Source organism: Verrucomicrobiota bacterium, assembly GCA_016200005.1.
GTDB lineage: Bacteria > Verrucomicrobiota > Verrucomicrobiia > Limisphaerales > PALSA-1396 > PALSA-1396.
In genome coordinates this window covers 1-18,517 of the sequence record JACQFP010000029.1, presented here as the reverse complement: position 1 = coordinate 18,517, position 18,517 = coordinate 1, and the positions used below count along the sequence as shown (strand labels likewise).

Annotated in this window: 17 protein-coding genes; 5 read left to right on the top strand and 12 right to left on the bottom strand. The window is 55.8% G+C overall.

The window, feature by feature from the left end:
* Positions 1 to 16 precede the first annotated feature (16 nt).
* Together HY298_10765 and HY298_10760 are read right to left on the bottom strand one after the other, a co-directional pair.
* Complete coding sequence (locus HY298_10765; protein ID MBI3850737.1) at positions 17 to 1,825, bottom strand: cytochrome b N-terminal domain-containing protein; 1,809 nt, start codon at positions 1,823 to 1,825, stop codon at positions 17 to 19.
* Positions 1,822 to 2,370, bottom strand: a complete 549-nt coding sequence (locus HY298_10760) for a Rieske (2Fe-2S) protein (GenBank protein ID MBI3850736.1) — start codon at positions 2,368 to 2,370, stop codon at positions 1,822 to 1,824. Before HY298_10760 ends, HY298_10765 begins: the two co-directional genes overlap by 4 nt.
* Before the next feature lie 141 nt (positions 2,371 to 2,511).
* Here HY298_10760 and HY298_10755 point away from each other — a divergent pair, with 141 nt between their 5' ends.
* Positions 2,512 to 3,735, top strand: a complete 1,224-nt coding sequence (locus HY298_10755) for a CvpA family protein (GenBank protein MBI3850735.1) — start codon at positions 2,512 to 2,514, stop codon at positions 3,733 to 3,735.
* A gap of 35 nt (positions 3,736 to 3,770) precedes the next feature.
* Here HY298_10755 and HY298_10750 read toward each other — a convergent pair whose 3' ends face one another.
* Genes HY298_10750 through HY298_10740 form a run of 3 tightly spaced genes read right to left on the bottom strand, consistent with a single transcriptional unit; the run spans position 3,771 to position 5,985 of the window.
* A complete protein-coding gene (locus HY298_10750; GenBank protein MBI3850734.1) occupies positions 3,771 to 4,241 on the bottom strand; it encodes a hypothetical protein in 471 nt (156 codons plus the stop codon).
* A 2-nt stretch (positions 4,242 to 4,243) separates the two neighbouring features.
* Positions 4,244 to 4,891, bottom strand: a complete 648-nt coding sequence (locus tag HY298_10745) for a sigma-70 family RNA polymerase sigma factor (protein MBI3850733.1) — start codon at positions 4,889 to 4,891, stop codon at positions 4,244 to 4,246.
* 2 nt (positions 4,892 to 4,893) lie between these two features.
* Positions 4,894 to 5,985, bottom strand: coding sequence for a polyprenyl synthetase family protein (locus HY298_10740; GenBank protein ID MBI3850732.1), 1,092 nt, complete (start codon positions 5,983 to 5,985; stop codon positions 4,894 to 4,896).
* A 128-nt stretch (positions 5,986 to 6,113) separates the two neighbouring features.
* Between HY298_10740 and HY298_10735 the strand changes: the two genes are divergently transcribed.
* Positions 6,114 to 6,926 (top strand): class I SAM-dependent methyltransferase, encoded by an 813-nt coding sequence (locus tag HY298_10735; GenBank protein MBI3850731.1) that lies wholly within the window; start codon positions 6,114 to 6,116, stop codon positions 6,924 to 6,926.
* Here HY298_10735 and HY298_10730 read toward each other — a convergent pair whose 3' ends face one another.
* The 3 genes from HY298_10730 to HY298_10720 are packed head-to-tail and all read right to left on the bottom strand — an operon-like array spanning position 6,927 to position 9,556.
* On the bottom strand, positions 6,927 to 8,474 hold the full coding sequence (locus HY298_10730; protein MBI3850730.1) for an RDD family protein: 1,548 nt from the start codon (positions 8,472 to 8,474) through the stop codon (positions 6,927 to 6,929).
* Between the two features lie 7 nt (positions 8,475 to 8,481).
* Positions 8,482 to 8,940, bottom strand: a complete 459-nt coding sequence (locus HY298_10725; GenBank protein MBI3850729.1) for a hypothetical protein — start codon at positions 8,938 to 8,940, stop codon at positions 8,482 to 8,484.
* A 7-nt stretch (positions 8,941 to 8,947) separates the two neighbouring features.
* Entirely contained in the window at positions 8,948 to 9,556 is a 609-nt protein-coding gene (locus HY298_10720; GenBank protein MBI3850728.1) for a sigma-70 family RNA polymerase sigma factor, read from the bottom strand.
* 26 nt (positions 9,557 to 9,582) lie between these two features.
* Between HY298_10720 and HY298_10715 the strand changes: the two genes are divergently transcribed.
* Positions 9,583 to 12,258, top strand: a complete 2,676-nt coding sequence (locus HY298_10715) for a DEAD/DEAH box helicase (protein MBI3850727.1) — start codon at positions 9,583 to 9,585, stop codon at positions 12,256 to 12,258.
* 439 nt (positions 12,259 to 12,697) lie between these two features.
* Here HY298_10715 and HY298_10710 read toward each other — a convergent pair whose 3' ends face one another.
* Positions 12,698 to 13,609: a hypothetical protein gene (locus tag HY298_10710; protein MBI3850726.1), complete on the bottom strand. Its 912-nt coding sequence runs from the start codon at positions 13,607 to 13,609 to the stop codon at positions 12,698 to 12,700.
* 194 nt (positions 13,610 to 13,803) lie between these two features.
* Between HY298_10710 and HY298_10705 the strand changes: the two genes are divergently transcribed.
* Positions 13,804 to 14,235 (top strand): hypothetical protein, encoded by a 432-nt coding sequence (locus HY298_10705; protein MBI3850725.1) that lies wholly within the window; start codon positions 13,804 to 13,806, stop codon positions 14,233 to 14,235.
* A gap of 220 nt (positions 14,236 to 14,455) precedes the next feature.
* Here HY298_10705 and pnp read toward each other — a convergent pair whose 3' ends face one another.
* The 3 genes from pnp to HY298_10690 form a co-directional block, all read right to left on the bottom strand.
* A complete protein-coding gene (gene pnp, locus HY298_10700) occupies positions 14,456 to 16,603 on the bottom strand; it encodes a polyribonucleotide nucleotidyltransferase (protein MBI3850724.1) in 2,148 nt (715 codons plus the stop codon).
* Positions 16,604 to 16,826: 223 nt separating this feature from the next.
* Positions 16,827 to 17,099, bottom strand: a complete 273-nt coding sequence (rpsO, locus tag HY298_10695) for a 30S ribosomal protein S15 (GenBank protein MBI3850723.1) — start codon at positions 17,097 to 17,099, stop codon at positions 16,827 to 16,829.
* A gap of 94 nt (positions 17,100 to 17,193) precedes the next feature.
* On the bottom strand, positions 17,194 to 18,045 hold the full coding sequence (locus HY298_10690; GenBank protein MBI3850722.1) for an ABC transporter substrate-binding protein: 852 nt from the start codon (positions 18,043 to 18,045) through the stop codon (positions 17,194 to 17,196).
* A 120-nt stretch (positions 18,046 to 18,165) separates the two neighbouring features.
* Between HY298_10690 and HY298_10685 the strand changes: the two genes are divergently transcribed.
* Positions 18,166 to 18,517 (top strand): sigma-70 family RNA polymerase sigma factor (locus tag HY298_10685; protein MBI3850721.1); only part of this gene is annotated, 352 nt, incomplete at its 3' end.

The window sequence follows — 18,517 nt, the reverse complement described above, 5'->3', positions numbered from 1 at the left end:
TCAGCTTGAGCCCGTCTCACTTGGTCGGCTCGGGCCATTGGCCACGCAGCCAGTCCGCCACCAGACCAATGGACGGCAAATCAAGAATCTGCTTGGCGCCAAAAGCGGGCATCCGGTCATTCCGTTCACCGTAGAAACTGGGATGCGCGGGATTCGTGATGAAATTGATGAGCCACTTGCGTGAACCGTAACCAGTGAGGATGGGGGCGGTGGCATCTTCGTCCTTTTTCTGGAACTCGTGGCAATCGGTGCAGCGGGTTTCGGTTTGAAGCAGCAGGCGACCCTCCTCGATCAACGCGGCGTCCCGTTGATCAATGACAATCTGGGATTTCAGCTGGGCTTCGGCGGAAAGCGCGGCAATGACTTTCTTCAATTTCTCTTTTTGTGCCGGGGAATATTTGGCCACGTCTTTCTTCACGAATTTGACCATCTTGCCGTCGGCAAATTTGGTCGCGCCGAAATGGTTCGTGCTGGCGACCTGTTCGGGGTCCAGCAAACCGGCCAGCCATTCGCGCGTTGCAAAACCTTTCAAATCGGAGGCGGATTGCGGGTCCTTCGGTATTTTACCGGAGCCATCGTGACCTTCGTAGCGATGACAACTGGCGCATTTGGCGGCGAAGATCTTGGGCCCCTGGGTCAGTTGATCGTTGCGCAACAGTGTGACCGCGCCCTCTGCCGGGATGCCCGCGGACGATTTGGCCAGCACCTTGACGCGCGCCGCTGCGCGCTCGGCGTCCTTGACGGCGAGTTGATACTCGGGGTTCTTCGCGTCGTCCGCCAGCGCCAGATAGGTCAACCATCCCGCGCCTCCGATCAGCATCCAAAGCAGTCCGAGATTGAAGCGATGACCCAGTTTCCAACGGCCGATGAATGGCATGAGGAAAACGATTCCCATGATCAGGCCGGGGATGATGATGGCGCCCCAGATTTCCCGCGTCCCCGCAAACCATTTCAGTTTCAGGAATTGAAATAGAAAAAGGAAATACCATTCCGGTCGCGCGGCCGAATACGCCTCCGACGGATCCGCCGGCGCCGCCAGTTCCGCGCCCAGCGGCGCGTGGCTGGAAAACAAACGCTGACGCACGATGAGGAACAGCACCGCCGCCAGCACTGCCAGACAGGCGATCGCGTCTTTGAGCACTTGATCCGGCCAGAATGCGGCGTCGGGTCTTCGCTTCGGTTCTTTGGCCGTGATGCCGTGTCGCCGGAACAAATAAATGTGTCCGGCCAAGAGCGCGACGATCGATCCAGGCAACACCCCGGCGTGCAACGCAAAGAACCGCGTCAACGTGTGATGCCCGTAATCTGCCCCGCCGATGATCACCTTCTGCAGACTTGGGCCGATGTAGGGAACAATGCTGACGATGTTAGTCGCCACTTTCGTCGCCCAATAACCTTTCTGGTCCCAAGGTAACAAATAACCGGTGAGTGAGAGCGCAAGCACCAGTTGCAGCAGGATCAGTCCGAACCAGAAATTGATCTCGCGTGGCGCCCGGTAGGCGCCGTCGATCACCACTTGCATGAGGTGCAACACCAGCAACACGGTCATCGCCTGTGCGGTGTAATGGTGAATGCCGCGCAGCAACCAGCCCCCAACCATTTCGTCCTGGATGTAATAGACACTTTCCCAGGCCGTCTGCGAACTGGGACTGTAGGCCATCCAAAGAAAAATCCCGGTGATGAATTGCACGGCGAGGGTGAAGGTCAGCGTGCTACCCCAAACATAACGCCAGCGCGAGCCGCCCGGAATATTCTCGTAAAGGGCTTCGCGGGTGATTTGCCGGTAACCGGTGCGCTGGTCGAGCCAGTCCAGAAGCGCTTTCATGCAATGGGTAACTTCTCTGCATGACCGGCCTGAAAGTTTTGGAATTCCACCCAGACCTCTTTATTGCCTCGAATCTCCACCTTCAAGCTGTCCAACCCGCGTTGCGCGGGGCTGTCGGGATTGTCAATTTTGCCATCTGCTGTGAACGTGCTCTCGTGACAGGGACAACGGAAGGAACCGCGCTCCGGCAGGAAATCCACAAAGCAGCCAGCGTGAGGACACACGACGTTGAACGCCTGTAGGGTCCTTTCACCCGTGCGACGAAGATACACGGCGCCGATGGGTACCTCGGTAAACGTATTCCACGCATCAACCCGGCTGGCGACCACGGGAAATTTGCGGGGTACGCCGTCGATGGGCAGTGCTTCCAGGGTCGTCACGCGAATGGCGCCGCTGGTGGATGATTTCCTGCGTAGCGGGTCGAAAAACACGGTCAACCCTGACGCGATGGGGACCAAACCAATCACGATCCCAATAACCGTCGCAAAAGCTCTTTTGAAAAACCCGCGCCGGTCGGGTTGTTGCGTCGAATCTGGTGCGTGCATGGCTTCCATTGATTGTGACTGTCTAGTTTGCATCCATGTTCCTGAAAATCGCAACAAATGCAAACGTGAATCGTCCTTTGGGATCATTCGCATCATCATTTTCTGCGTGCTTTTGCGCCAAACCAATTCTAGTCTGTGCGCATGACAATCTGGATTCTTGCTCTATTGCTGCTGGGCGCGCTCGGCGCGGTTGGCTTTCATCAGGGTGCCATCCGCGTGGCGTTTTCATTGGTGGGACTCTTGTTGGGAACGATGCTGGCTGGGCCGCTGGCGCGGTTGTTGAAACCGATATTTCCGCTCGTGGGTCTCAAGAATCCCCTCTGGGCCTGGTTGTTGTCGCCTTTCATCATTTTCTTGGTAGTCCTGATTATCTTCAAAATTGCCGGCATGGTCCTGCATCGCAAAGTGGACGTGCATTACAAATACAAGGAAGGCGATTTGAAAGGCGCGCTGTGGGAGCGATTGAACCATCGCGTGGGGCTTTGCCTTGGCTTGGTCAACGGCGCGATTTACCTTCTTCTGATCTCGTTCGTCATCCACTCGTTTAGTTATTTGACCGTTCAGATGGTCACGACTGAAAACCCCGGCCCGGTGCAGGTCAGAATATTAAACAAGGCCGGCAAGGATTTGCAAACCACCGGCCTCGCCAAAGCCGTGGCCGCCATCGATCCGATGCCGGCAACCTATTACGACTCCGCAGATGTGGTCGGCGTCATTTACCACAATCCACTGGCTGACCGACGGCTGGCCCGTTACCCGGTTTTTGTGGCGTTGGGGGAACGGCCTGAATTTCAGGAAATGGCCAAGGACGAGAAATTCGCCAACCTGCGGGCTTCTTCCCAAGTCACGGTCATGGAGCTGGTGAACTATCCGATCATGCAATCCATCTTGAACAACCTCGACCTTGTGCAGGAGATTTGGTCGCTGGCCGCGCCCAACCTCAAGGACTTGCGGACCTACCTGGAAACGGAGAAATCGCCAAAGTTCGACAACGAAAAAATCCTGGGGCGCTGGCGGTTTGATCTGAACGACACATTGATTCACCTGAAAGAAACCAAGCCCAACATCGGTTCGGGAGAATTGTTGCGACAGAAGAAGTTGATGACGGCCCAGCTCAGTCAAACGAGTTTCCTGGCGGCGGCGGACAAACAGGCAATTTTCAAAGGAGCGGTGCAACCCAAACCGGGAGTTGCCGTCACCGGCCAGTCGCAATCGATCCAAGGAACTTGGGAAGGCGGCAACACCAAATACAAGTTGAGTTTTCCCGGTAAAGGAATTCCTGAATCACTGGAAGCAGTTGTTGACGGCGACAAATTGACGATAAGTGGTATGGGCGTCGCGCTGGTTTTTGAACGGGAAATCTAAAAGTGCGGACTCCGCACTCACCACTCCGCACTTGTTCAGTTGCCGCTCGGATTGAACGAAATGGACTGCACATTCAAACGGTAGCCCGGGAACATCGCGCTGGACGGTTGGGTACTGATCGCCGGGTCAACGCTGGATCCCGACTCGGCAGTTGCGGTCGCAAATTGATTTACTCCACCATCCGAAGGTGTCGCCGGGACTCTTGAACCTTCGGCCACGATTGGATTCATCGTCGTCGTCGCGTTCTCAGGTCGCTCAAAGGACACCAAACCGATGAGCAACAAGCCGAACGCGGTGATCCCGAACGCCCCGGTCAGAATGGGTTTCAACTCAAAAATCTGCATCAACCGCTCCAGCCAGGAAACCGATTCCGCGGATTGGGCCGCCTCCAATCGGGAAAGCACTCTCCGTGGCAACTCGTTAAAATAACGGGGTGGCGGTTGTTCATATCGCTTCAACACCAACAAGCGACGCAACTGACCAAAGTCTTCAGGAGCGGAGTTCATATTCACTTCAAATATTCGGATAAGTAACCTTGCAATTGCTGGCGCGCGTAGAACAGCCGCGACCGTACCGTGCCGATGTTGCAGTCCATAATTTCACCAATTTCCTCATGCGAGAGACCTTGAATATCATGCAACGTCACAACCAATCTGTGATCTTCTGACAGTTTCTGCATGGCCGCGTTCAATTTTTCCTGCAACTCACTGAGTTGCACCTCGCGACGCGGTGTCTTGTCCGAAACCAGCGCCACGAGATCGGGATCATGTTCGGCATTAAAATCCAGATCGTTCAAGCTTAAATGCGTCCGATTCTTCCGTTGCTTCAGGAAGTTGATGGTTCGATTGACGGCAATCCGGTAAATCCAGGTGTAGAAACTCGAGCCGCCTTTGAAGGACTTCAGCGCCTGAAAAGCCTTGATGAACGCCTCCTGCACTAGATCATTGGCATCCTCGTGATTGGAAGTCATGTTGTAGAGCGTGGCATAAATGCGCTCCTGGTAGCGCCGGACCAGACCGTCGTAGGCGGACAAATCTCCTTTGCGGGCGCGTTGCACCAGGGCGGATTCATCGGGCTGTTTATCGGCAGATGAAGCCGCCGCAGGCTCTTTGGCTGACGAGCCCGTTGTTGCCTTACGGGGTACGCGGTCGGTCATAATCATAGGCCGTTAGCCCCCAAAATTTCCGCCTGCCGTGCCAGATATTCAGTCAGGCCGATCAAGCCAGTCCGACTTTCCGACCCGGGCAGCGCGCTCAAAGTCTGCCGCGCCTTTTCCAAATGATGCCGAATGACCTCCAAGGAACCATTGCGCGTCTCATGTTTGTTCAGCAATTCGAGAATCCGTGGAAAAGATTTTGATTCCCATTGTTGGATCAACTCCTGCAACTCTTCGCGCTCGAGCCGATCCGCGCGTTCCCAAAGCAATAGCAAAGGCAACGTCAATTTCCCTTTCGCCAGGTCGGTGCCAAGCGATTTGCCGACCACCGCTTCCGAACCGTACAAATCCAGGCAATCGTCATACACTTGATACGCCGTGCCCAATGCCAATCCAAACCGGCGCAATGCGTTCCTTCGAGCACCCGGGAACCGACTAAGGCACGCCCCCAAATCACACGAGAGCGCAAACAGTTCCGCCGTCTTCATTTCCAACACCTTGAAATATTCCTTGCGTGAAAATTGGAAGTTTCGCCGCTGTTGCGTCTGCAATATCTCACCGGAACAAACCGTGTTGGTCGCCATCGCCACCGCCCGGCAGATTTCGGGTGTGGGAAAACTGGCCGCCAGCTTCAGCGCGTGGGCGAACAGACAATCGCCGAACAACACTGCGATTTCGTTCCCCCAATTCGCCGCCAAGGTCAGTCGTCCCCGCCGGATTTCCGCCTCGTCCATCACGTCGTCATGCACCAGCGTCGCCAGATGCACCATCTCGATGATGACCGCCACGGTGATGTGAGTGTCGTTGATTTCGCCCGTCGCGCCCGCGCTCAACGCCACCAACGCCGGCCGCAATTGCTTCCCCTGCCCCGTCAACGCGTATTCTGCATACGGCGCGATGGCGGGCTCAAATTCCTCGATCTGCTTTTCCAGACGTTTGGCCACGGCTTGAAGAAATGGCTCCAACGGCTCCACAATCTGCTTCCAGGCAACTGGAGCCACACCGGGGCGCAGATTCCGGGCCGGAGGTTCTGGATTTAAGTTGGTGGCCGCCCCGACCGCCGCTGTCGGGGTTCTGGTTTCAGCAGCGAGCATGCGCCAACACCCTACGGTTGAGCTTTGCGCAAGTCAAACCGTTATCTTCGCCGGGGATCCTTTTTGCCTTTCGACTGGCGAATCACTCGATCTCGAGGTAATCAAACTAGTCGAAACATTACTCAACTATGTCCAAGCGCCTTCCAGCAAACGGACGCACCGGCCCGACACTCGACGAAATTCAACAGGCCGCCCAATCACAATTCTCCAGACAAAGCCATTGTTACGCCCAGGGTCACATCCTCGAAAACGTCGATGATGTGCGCGCGGCAATTTCAACCATCGCATTAGCTCCCGCTTCGCACGTACTCGATGTCGCGACCGGCGCCGGCCATACTGGCTTGTATCTCGCCAGCCTCGGCCATCACGTCACGCTGGCCGATATTTCGCCCGCCATGCTGGCGCGCGCATCGGAAGCGGCGACCCGGCGCAACTTGAAAGTGCAAACCCGAACACACCCCGCCGAACAATTTCCCTACTCCTACGCCAGTTTCGATCTGGTCACCTGCCGTGTCGCCGCCCATCACTTCAGCTCCCCGGAATCGTTCGTCAGGGAAACCGCACGCGTGCTCAAATCGCCGGGCCATCTGTTATTGATCGACGGCAGCGTGGCCGACGATCAACCCGGAGCCGAAGCCTGGCTGCACGACGTGGAAAAACTTCGCGACCCAAGCCATCATCGGCTGCTGACTCCACGCGCCTGGATTCAAATCTGCGAAGCGAACGGTTTGAAAGTGACGCAGGCGATCTTGAGACCGTTCAAACAGCCCGACCTCAATTGGTATTTCGACACTGCCGCCACTCCGACGGAAAACCGCGAGCAGGTTCGGTCCTTGGTCGCCGCTGCACCGCAGTCAGCCCGTGAGTTATTTCGATTGGCTGAGGAAGACGGGAAGATTGTCTGGTGGTGGCAGCGCCTGACTTTGATCGCCACAAAATGATCAGACCAGCGACATGGCTTTGGGCACTTTGACCACGATGGTGCCGGCAATCTTATCGTGCCATGATTGCTTCTCGCGACTCCACCCCGCCCAGAAGAATCCGACAAACAGCGCCATAGCCGAAAACACACTGGCAAGGCATCGGATCAACGCCACGGCAAAACCGAGTGGACGACCATCAACGCGGACAACTTTAATTCCCAGCACGATCCCGCCGATGGTGGTTCCTTTCCATGTCCACATTGCAAGGTGATAAATTCCAAACAGAATAAGAAACCATCGCGGCAGGTGCATCCACGCGGAAATTGTCCCGATCAAGAGCAAATCCAGGACGCTCGCCAGAAAGCGCAACCAGAAACCGACGCGCGGCAGCGTACTCTCGGTCGTGATGATGGGAGGGTTGCTTCCTGCAAGTGGTACGGTGGGCTCCGCAGAAATCGGCGGCGGATTACTTCCGGCCAGCGGCATCGCGAAAGCCGGCGCTGTTCCGCTGTTGGACGCGCCGGAAGCAGGACTTGTCCTTTCCCTCCTAAAACTTCCAATCGCCGCCAGCAACACTGCCCCGAGTCCCCAAACACCCGCCACGCCCCACACGACAAATCCGATTACCGGCACCATATAAAGCAGATAGAAAATCACTGTGCCCGCGACCAGTGTCAACAGCGCCGATTGGGCCACAGCGGAACTCATCGGCCGCACGATTTGCAGACCGGCGTACCGATACACTGCGACCTTTCCAAATAAATACGCCACCACCAACGCGCAAACCAAAAACGGGATGATCACAATGCCCACTCCGGTCGCCACCAGCAAAATTGCCAACGGGCTGAACAGAATCAGCGCCAGAATCCCGCTGAAGAATGAACCGATGGGATTTTTCTCCACACGGTCAATGCACGCTTGAATGGGACGAGGAAACATCACGCAAAGCAGCAAGTTGATCAGAAACATCACGATCGCGACAATCCAAACCCAACCGACTTGCGGCGGCAAAGGTCGCGCCAAAAAAAAGCCGTGCTTGAACCAATCCGTCAACGGCCCGAGTCCCGGCACCTTCGCAGCAGTGATCTCCACCCGTTGCCCGCCAATCTTCGCTTCGGGATCAGCATCCAGTTTTCCGCCCACGATTGTTGCACCGCGCTTGACCTCCGCCTTCGGCCCCAATTTTGCAGAACCAAGCACCACGACCATGTCTCCCTTGATTGTGCCGTTGACCGTTGCCGCGCCGAGGACCACGACCAAATCTCCCTCAATTGTTCCGTCGATGGTGGCGGAGCCGCGCACCACCACGACATCCTTGCTGGTCTGATCCGCTTTGAGCACCACATCGCCTCCCACCTTCACAATATCCCTGAATTCCTTTTGGTTCGACTCCTCCTCCGTTTCCGCTGACGCGTTGGTACCCACTTCCTTGTCGGCGCGGGAAATCAGGCCAAGCTCAGGTTGAACCACGTCGGCTGGGGGTTGTGGCGCATCCAAACCCCACGCTGCCTGTAATGTCAGCGTCAGAACGAGTGACACATTTAGAATGGCGGATTCTAGTTTCATATTTTGCTTAACGTTTGGCGAAAGTTAGCCGGTAAAAGAGTGTCCCGAAGCCGGCGCAGGTCAGATACATCAGTCCCAACAACACCGCCCCGTAAATCAGAAAATGGGCGCTGATCGCTCGGCTCAGAATTAACACAGCGTTCGCCAACGCGCTCAGGCGCTCCCACAACGGTGTGAACGACGCGATGATCTGCTCGACATTTTGAAAGACAACACTTGCGCCTTGCGAAATCTCCGCACCGTAAAAGCCAGCCGCTCCCAAAGCACCCAGAAGCAATGCCACAAAACCCAGCCGCATCGCCAACGGCCAGGTCAGCAACGGCCGCTGCCACCACGGCTGGCGGTCCTGGGCGGCGATGGCCGACCGGACACGCGAAATCAACGTGTCCGGGGCCGGCAGGTCGGGCAGCTTGCGCAGTTCCCGATGGATCAGTTCCTCCAACTGTTTTTCAAAATCCCTTTCCATGAATTAATCAGTTCGATTGAGCCGGACGGTTGACTTCGGCAGCCGATCGGTCCGCCATCATTTGCGCGCTGCCCGTCATGAAATCGCCTATCGGTTTTAACTTCAATTTCTGTCGCAGCGCCTCGCGCCCGCGATGAATGTCGATCTTGACCTTGCTCAGCGATATGCCAATTTGCCGCGCGATTTCTTCGTAACTCATGTCTTCAAAATGGTAGAGCACCAAAGGTACGCGCTGATCGGCGGGCAGTTTCTTTAAGGCAGTCTCCAAGGTTTCACGCTGTTCAGTCTCGGCCATGTTTTTCTCGTGAACCTCGGGCGCGGCCAAAGTAGCGGAATAATCCTCGCCTGTTTCCTCGTGAAACATCTCCGAAAAAAAACGCCAGCGGGAGCGGTAACGCGACAGATGATTCAAACAAAGGTTCTTCGTCACAGTCTTGAGCCAGCCGCCGGCTCGGTGGCTGCGCGAAAGTTCCTCATAGCGCTCGCAGGCCTTGAGAAAAACCTCCTGCGAGATGTCCTCCGCATCAGCCTCGTTGCCAAGCATGCGGACCGCGGTCGTATAAACCATGTTCTGGTAGTTCTTCATGAACACCTCAAAATCTTCCGGTTCTGTCATTGTCTTCCCTGAACAGGTTCAGGGCCATGTTACCCCAAGGACACAGTCGTCGGCAAAAAAGTTTCAGAATTCTGTATTTTTCCCTCGGTCAGCAAAATCCTCGTTTCACATTTGGTTTCTTCGACTATCTTGGCGACGTGCAGACGTTCGCTGAACAACTCACGGAGCAAACCGCCTTCAATCAGGTCACCGTGCCTGACCTCTGGCAACAGGAAGCGGTGACGGCCTTGCGCGCAGTCAAGGACGTCGTGGTTCAAGCACCGACCGGCGCGGGTAAAACACTTATTTTTGAACTCTGGTCCAATCAGGGCAAGAATCACGGCCAGGCCATTTACACTGTGCCCACGCGCGCGCTGGCCAACGACAAACTCGCCGAATGGCGCGCGCGCGGTTGGGACGTGGGCATCGCCACCGGCGACCTTGCCGAAAACCTCAATGCGCCCGTTCTTGTCGCCACATTGGAAACGCAGAAAAACCGCTTGATTCAAGGCGATGGTCCGGCGTTGTTGGTGGTGGATGAATATCAAATGATCAGCGACGCCGACCGCGGCTTGAATTATGAACTGGCCCTGGCTTTGTCGCCTCCGCAAACGCAGCTTCTGCTCTTGAGCGGCAGCGTCGGTAATCCGCAAGACGTGGTGAAATGGTTGCGCCGCCTGGGACGCGACGCCGTCTTGATTCGCAACGATCACCGACCTGTTCCGCTCGAAGAAGTCAATGCGAACGATTTGAATTACCGTGTCCCGACTGAAATCCGCGGCTATTGGCCGCGCTTCGTGGCGAAGTCGCTCGCAGATGATTTGGGGCCAATTTTGATTTTTGCTCCACGCCGGCAGTCTGCTGAATCAATGGCTGCCGAACTCGCCCGCATATTGCCGACGCCCAATCCGCTTCAACTCAGCGCCGAACAAAAGCTCCTCGTCGGCGATCATCTGGCCAAAATGTTGAAGAGCCGCATTGCTTATCATCACAGTGGATTGAGCTACGCCGCGCGGGCCGGCGTCATCGAGCCGCTGGCCAAGGCTGGTCAACTCCGCGTCGTCGTGGCGACCATGGGACTGGCCGCGGGAATTAATTTCTCTCTTCGCAGCGTGGCCTTGGCCGGCGATTCCTATCGCCGAGATAATTTGGAACAGCCGCTCAAGGCGGACGAAATTTTGCAGATGTTCGGTCGCGCCGGACGACGCGGCATCGACGAAATCGGTTTCGTGCTGGTCACCGCCAACCAAATTCGCTTGTTGGACGCCCGTCCCTGCCATCTGTCGCGCAGCGGCGCGGTGGATTGGAGTGCGTTGCTCGGCTTGATGGCCATCGCCGCGCAACAAGGACGGGAGCCGTTCGCGGAAGCCGTGCGGGTGCAGGAACGCCTGTTCACCACCAAACCAATTTTTCTCGGCGTCGAACAATCGTTGAAACATCCCGACACACCCTGTGGCTTGAAAACCGACGCCGAACGCGCCCGTCACGTCCGCCAGCGCGTCCGAGAGATGCTCAACAGCCGGGGCGAGTGGGAGGTTTACCCGACGCCGGTGGAGAAGCCATTGCGAGAAATATTCGTCAGCGCAGATGTGCTACGTCTTGCGTCTTCCCTCAAACACCAGTCGGACGAGGGAGCAATACTTGATGCAACACGCAACACGCAACACGCGCCTCACGAAACACGGTTGATTCCCGCACTTCAAATCCCCGCGGCGCTCGACAAAATTGGCACCGGCACGCTCTTTGTTTTATCTGAGAACGAGGGGGGCAAAATCTACGGTCGCGCCATCACCGTGGCCGACCGGTTGGGCCATGACCGCGTCATTCTCGCCAAGTGGATTCGCCGCTTGACCAACTGGTCGGGACGCCAGGCGCCACGCGCGGTCTGGAACGAAAAGATCGTTCCACTGGTGGAAAAGAAACTCGCCCAGCAAAAAACTCCCGTTGTCCGCTTCACCAACCATCCACACAAAATCGTGGCCCAAGTCAGTCTCGCCGAACTGACAATGCGCGTGCCGGTGGATTCGCACGGTGTCGCGCTCTGGAAACCGATCGAGCGCGAAGTGTTGCCTGCAGATTGCGCCCGCTGTTCGCTCGTGCCGATTTGCCGTGAGCTTCCCACGTCGACGGGCGTGGCGTTACTCTGGCGGCGGCTTAGTTTGGTCGAGGCTGACGGTGCGCCGACGCAACGCGGTCAAGTGGCGAGTTTTTTTGCGCAAGGCGACGGTCTGGCCGTGGCCGCCGCTTTGGAAGATGAAAAGTATCCGTTGGCCGAGTTGATTTACGACCTGGCCAATCTCGACGCCGGCTTCCGTTTCTGCGGCGACGAAAATCGCTGGGGCGGGCGGCTGGCGATGGTTTGTCAGGAACGCTTCGGACTGCAATCGATTCCGGGCTATCTGGAAAACGGCGTGCCACCAAAATACGGTTCGGGCGCGGAAATGGTGGTGGCGTCGGTACACAAGAACCCCGCGAGTAAAAGCGGATGGGTGACGGAACTGCTGGGCGCGGGCGACATCGACCGCATCATCATCGAATGGCGCAGCCTGCTCCGACAGATTTCCCACGCGCCGGAATTAGACTGGCCGCGCTGGCGCGAATTGCAAAAGCTGGCCAAAGACATTTTGAACGAAACGGAATCGCCGACACTCACCGATCTGCCGCCGTTGGAATATCACCAGACCCGGCGGATAGAGCATCGGTTGATTTTACGGCGACATTGAACTTGGTTCGATGCTTCTCTCCCCAAGTCGAAGAGGCTCAATTAGCTGACCTGCCTCGGTAGAATCTCTCCAGTGTTAGGATTGACGTTGAATCGATCACCTCGAAAGTCGCGTTGGTGCCGGCGACGTTCGTGCCAACGGGAATCCACACGGGCGAAGCAAGGTTTGTTGCTGACTCGATGACATAAGTCTGACCAGCCGCTCCCAAATAAGCGATCACTGGAACGCCATTGCTCAGGCTGATGCCGGTAGCGACAAGCGTGCCTTCCGGAGCTAATGCCTGGACTGAAAATGACGGGAAAGCATCCGTTCGTGCCGGCGGCAGACCCGGGTGGCCATCGACTATTGTGGCACCGGCTTGAGCCGTAAACACTGCGGACTTGCCTCGCACCGCGCCGATCCTGCTCGCGGATTCGAAAGAGTCAGCTAAAGACCATTCCTATACGCGAAGTTGTAGGTAAACGGTATCTCCACCGACTGTATCAGGAACGTTTACGCTGCTCCCTCGAATATAGCCCGCCCAAGTTCCGCCAAGCAAATGAATCGGGAGACCAATTGGGTTAAGCGATGATTCCTGATTGATGAGACTCGCGTACAACTGCCCAAAGTAGTTTGTCCCGGCTGGAACGGAACCTCCGAGATCGAATACACGGCCAAGTCCACCATTCAAAGGGTTATAAGTGAAAAAATTGATCTGGCCGACTGTGGAAGAAATCGTCGTCAGCGAATGCGATATTTGGTTGCCTGGTGGTAACACCAATTCCGTCCACTCCGCCGGGAAAGACTTTTGGATCCAAAACCCTTGTGCTACTGCTATTGAAGGCTCGAAAGGCTGCCAGTTTGTGGTGAAAGTGTATGCTTCGTAAGCTTGGTTCGTACTATTGAAAATGTAAACCACGTCATTGGACACAACCGGGCACCCGTGATCGGTGCTGAGAAGACCATCATAAGGAGCGATTGCGCCACATACATTCCAACCCACCGACAATTGATTCGTCCCATCATGGACCGCCCCAAAAAACTCGTTTGTAAACAGAGTCAATGGGTTTCTTAAGAACCAAGCATCTCCGGGAGGCAGTGGCAAATCTGGGTCAGTCCATCCCCCGAGATAGTTGTCGGCGACAAAGCCCTCTGGTCGGATCGCGAAAATCGACACTCCATTCAGCGGAACTGGAACGGCATTGTTTACACCCGGTGGAAACCGATCAAGCGGGTTACACGCCAACGTAAGTCCGACTGCGTACCGCACATGGAAGTCACCAACTACAGGCGCGTACAACTGCGCGGCGAAGAGTACGACGAAAACGAACTGCGAAAGAAAAGCCCAGCGAAGATTACGGTTAATTTTCATCTCAAATCTCTCGGTCGTTTCTTCTTTGGCTTAACGATGGTCAAGGATAGCAGATTCATCAGAGTTTGGAAGTCCCAACTGTCGTAGCTTTCTGCTCCAGTCGGTCATCCTTGTGAATGCAAAGGCGGCGGGCATTTTAAGATTGTCGTGGTTCATCAGCCCATTTAGCGTTCAAAGAAAAATACCTTCAACCGATGCAAACGACCAACGAACCATTCAAATCTCCGCCACCCAAACAAACGCTATACTGGCAGAAAGCCATTTTTTGGCAGAGTCTGGGTTTCCTCATCATCATCGTCCTGACATGGTGTAATGCGTTGTTCGACTTGACGCATCATTGGTTTGGATTACGTCAGCAGGACCAAGACATCAACCAAACGGTCATTTCGACCGCCGTCATCATCCTACTGTGGATGCTTTCAGCCTATAAGATTTACCTGGTCGTTTCCCGGCTCAGCTACTTGGAAAGTTTTCTCCACGTCTGTGCCTGGTGTCGGAAGATCGAGCACGACAATCAATGGCTTTCGCTTGAGGAACATTTTACGCGCAAAACCGGCGGGCAGACTTCACACGGCATTTGCCCGGAGTGCTCCAAGAAATTTCGTGATCAGGCTCCCAAGGGTTGACGTGGCACCGTTCAGGATGTGCTCCAGTTACCGCTTCTCCTCAACAACATTCGCGGCGTGGCTAATTAGTCGGATGCCGGGCAGGTCAGCAGCAAAGTGGCAAACAGGAGAATGCGGCAAACATCAATCGACGACATCATGAAAAGAAACTTCAGCCGGCGGGCTGCGAAAGCGCTGCAACCCGACGGCCTTGACTCTTCGATGTTGGGCCGACTGTGATTCAGTTTTCCGGGGGCTGTTTCTTGTCAGCCATTTCCTGATCGCGTTCGGCCATGGCAGCTCTGCGGGAAAGTTTCACCCGGCCTTTTTCGTCCACACCGAGACACTTGACCCAGATTTCGTCGCCCAATTTGACGATGTCCTCGGTCTGCTTGACGCGGAAGTTGGCCAGCTCGCTGATGTGACACAGGCCGTCCCTGCCGGGCAGAAATTCAACGAACGCGCCAAATTCCTTTATCGTGACGACTTTGCCACGATAGATTTTCCCAATCTCGGCTTCGGCAGTCATGCCTTCAATTGCGTCGCGGGCAATCTTCATTCCCTCTTCCGAGACGGAGTAGATATTGACGGTGCCGTCGTCCTCAATGTTGATTTCGCAACCGGACTCCTCCACCAGCCGCTTGATGTTTTTGCCACCCGGCCCGATCAACGCGCCAATCTTCTCCGGGTTGATCTTCACCGTGACGATACGCGGCGCGTACTTGCTCATTTCCTTGCGCGGCTCGGCCAGAGTCTTGGCCATCTCGCCCAGGATAAAGAGGCGCGCCACTCTTGCCCGCTCCACAGCCTCCGCCATCACTTTGTGCGGAATGCCGCGCAGTTTGAGATCGAGCTGAAATCCGGTGATGCCTTTCGACGTGCCGGCAATTTTGCAGTCCATGTCGCAGAACGCGTCTTCCCAACCGATGATGTCGGTGAGCAACTGGTAACGGGAAAGTTTGTCCTGATCATCAAGCTGAGTGCAAATCCCGATGCTGATGCCAGCCACAGGTCGCGTCATCGGAACGCCGGCGTCCATGAGCGCCAGCGTGCCGCCGCACACGGAAGCCATCGACGTGGAACCGTTGGACTCCATGATCTCGCTGGTGACACGGATCGCATACGGATAATCCTTCAACGGCAGCATCGGCTCGATGGAACGTTCCGCCAACGCGCCGTGGCCGATTTCGCGACGGCCCGGACCGCTGATGCGTCCAGTCTCTCCGACGGAAAAATTCGGGAAGTTGTAGTGCAGGATGAATTTTTTCTCGGTTTCGCCACCGGTATAAGAGTCAAACTCCTGCGCGTCTTCGCTCGTGCCCAGCGTGGCCAGCGTGACGGTCTGCGTTTCGCCGCGCGTGAACAGCGCCGAGCCGTGGGCGCGCGGCAAAATGCCGACTTCGCCGGAAATGGGACGAACCACATCAAACGCGCGACCATCCAGCCGCTTGCCGCTGTTGAGGATGAGACCGCGAACGGCTTCCTTCTGGATGTAGTACGAGGCGTCTTTGATGACGAACTCGGTCACTTTCTCTTCGCCGAATTTCTCCACCAGTTTTTTTCCAACCTCCTCGAAAATTGCGCTGACGGCAGATTCGCGCGCGAGTTTTCCAGGCGTGAGCAGCGCCGCGACGACGCGATCCCCGGCCAAGGCTTTGGCTTCCTTAAGGATTTCCTCGGGAACGATGTTGAGCGTGATGGCGCGCTTTGGCTTGCCCGCTTTAGTAGCCAACTCCCTTTGGGCGTCGATGAGCGGCTGGCAACTTTCCCGGGCAAATTCCAACGCCGCGTTAAAGTCGGCTTCGGTTATTTCCCTGGCCGACCCTTCATACATCACGATGTCCGCGCTGGTGCCGACGTAAACGAGGTCGAGATCACTTTCAGCCATTTGCGCGTGCGTAGGATTTGCCACAAACTTGCCGTTGATCCGACCGACACGCACCGCGCCCAACGGTCCGTCCCACGGAATGTCGCTGACCATCAAAGCTGCCGAAGCGCCAAGCAGACTGAGCATGTCGGGATCATTCTCACCATCAGCGCTCAACACGATGCTTTGCACCTGCACCTCATTATACCAGCCCTTGGGAAAGAGCGGACGGATGGGCCGATCGATCAAACGGCAGGTGAGAATTTCCTTTTCAGTCGGACGGCCTTCGCGTTTGAAGTAACCGCCGGGAAATTTGCCCGCGGCGGCGGCCTTTTCGCGGTAATCCACCGTGAGCGGAAAGAAATCCTGGCCGGGTTTGGCTTTGGTGGCGGCCACGGCGGCCACCATGACGATGGTTTCGCCCATTTGGATGACGACGGCCCCGTCGGCTTGTTTGGCAATTTTGCCGGATTCAATAATGATTTGCTTATCGCCCAATGGGGCAATGATTTTTTCTGACATAACTTTCTTTCTACACCCATTGGCTCCGAGGAACTTCAAGGAGCCCCGAACTGATTCGGGGCTCGTTGAAATTACCCGGGAGCAATGGGATTTTCATACGCGCAATTGTTTAGGAATCATAATTGAACCGGGCGCGATTGGCAGTTCAACTAAATCAGGGGTGGGAGGCACTCCGACTGCGGACCGGCGGATGAATGGCATCCGCCTGCGCCTCCACAGAAAACTATTTACGAAGCTTGAGCTTCTTGGTGATCGCCAGGTAGCGATTGGTGTCCGTGTTGTGCAAATAATCAAGCAACCGGCGACGCTGGCTCACCATCACCAACAGACCGCGACGCGAGCTGTGATCTTTGATGTTCTTTTGCAGATGCTCGGTCAGGTGATTGATGCGCTGTGTCAACAAAGCAATCTGGACATCGGCCGAACCGGTGTCTCGTTCGTGCAATCGCACGTCTTCAATCGTATTCACTTTAGCTTCCATAGTTCCAATTTCCATTTCTCGTTAATATAGGGTGGTGAGTCTAATTTTTTGAGAGGAAGGTGTAAAGCCCTTTAATAAATCATTTTATTGTCGCCAAGCGCGAGCGCCATCACACAACAAACTCCAACTCCTGCCGGTGCGGAATCAGCCCTCGTTCAAAAGCAAGCCCCAACAATCGGCGGATGGATTCGCGCCCTTTCTCGCCGTAATCCAGCGTCCAGTGATTCACATACATCTCCACAAACTGGTCCGCGAGGTCGCGCCCCATGTCGCGGGCGTATTGCAGCGCGTGCTCCACCGCAGCCGCACGATGATCGAGGCTGTATTGTATGCTCGCGGTCAGAATCCCAGAAATTGTTTTGCGGACCGTCGGCTCGAACCGTTTGTGAATCACGTTACCGCCCAAAGGTAACGGCAGTCCGTCATTCTCGCGTCCCCACCAGACACCAAGGTCTTCACAAACCTGCAAACCTTCGTTGCGATAGGTGAGTTGTCCTTCGTGAATGATCAATCCCACCTCCGCCGCGCCCGAGCGGACAGCTTGAAATATCTGGTCGAACGGCACGACGACGTAATCAATCTCTTTCGCGCTCTTGCCGAGCCAAAGTTGCAAAGCGAGAAAAGCGCTGGTCATCGTGCCCGGTACTACGATTTTTTTGCGGGCAACTTCGTTTTTGGAGAACTTCTGCTTCGCTACAAGCATTGGCCCGTAACCATCGCCCATGCTCGCACCGCTCGGCAGCAAAGCATACTGGTCGCTGACGTACGCGTAGGAATGAATGCTGATGGCCGAGATGTCCAATTCACCACGCGTGGCCCGCTCGTTGGGCGTCTGGATATCCTGCAGAATGTGCTCAAACTTGAAGCCGCGCGTCGGGATGAAGCCCTTCGCCAACCCGTAAAACATAAACGCGTCATCGGGGTCGGGCGAGTGGCCGAGGGTCAGAGTTCGTTGCGACATGCACGGAAACTAAAGTCCAACGGCGCTTAAGCAAGTTAGTTCCTTTTCACTGAAAACCACGTCAATGGCGGCTTGCATTGACCATTCAATTAAGGTTAAATCCAGACGAAAGGAATCAGCATGTCTGAAGGAAGTCAGACAACACCTGTCGCCACGGAGGCTCGGTTCGATCTCACGCACTGGACCATGGTCTTGGACGCTGCGAACCGGCGGTCGCCCGACGCAAAGCAAGCTTTGGAGCAACTCTGCGCAACCTACTGGCCTCCACTCTACACCTTCATCCGGCGGCGCGGACGCAGTCCTGCCGATGCAAAAGACCTCACTCAGGGATTTTTTGCGGATTTACTTTCGCGCGACGGTCTGCAAACGGTCCACCCGGCCAAAGGCCGGGTCCGCACGTTCCTGCTCACCTGCCTTGAGAATTTTCTCAGCAACGAACGCGACAAATCCCAAGCGCAGAAACGTGGCGGCA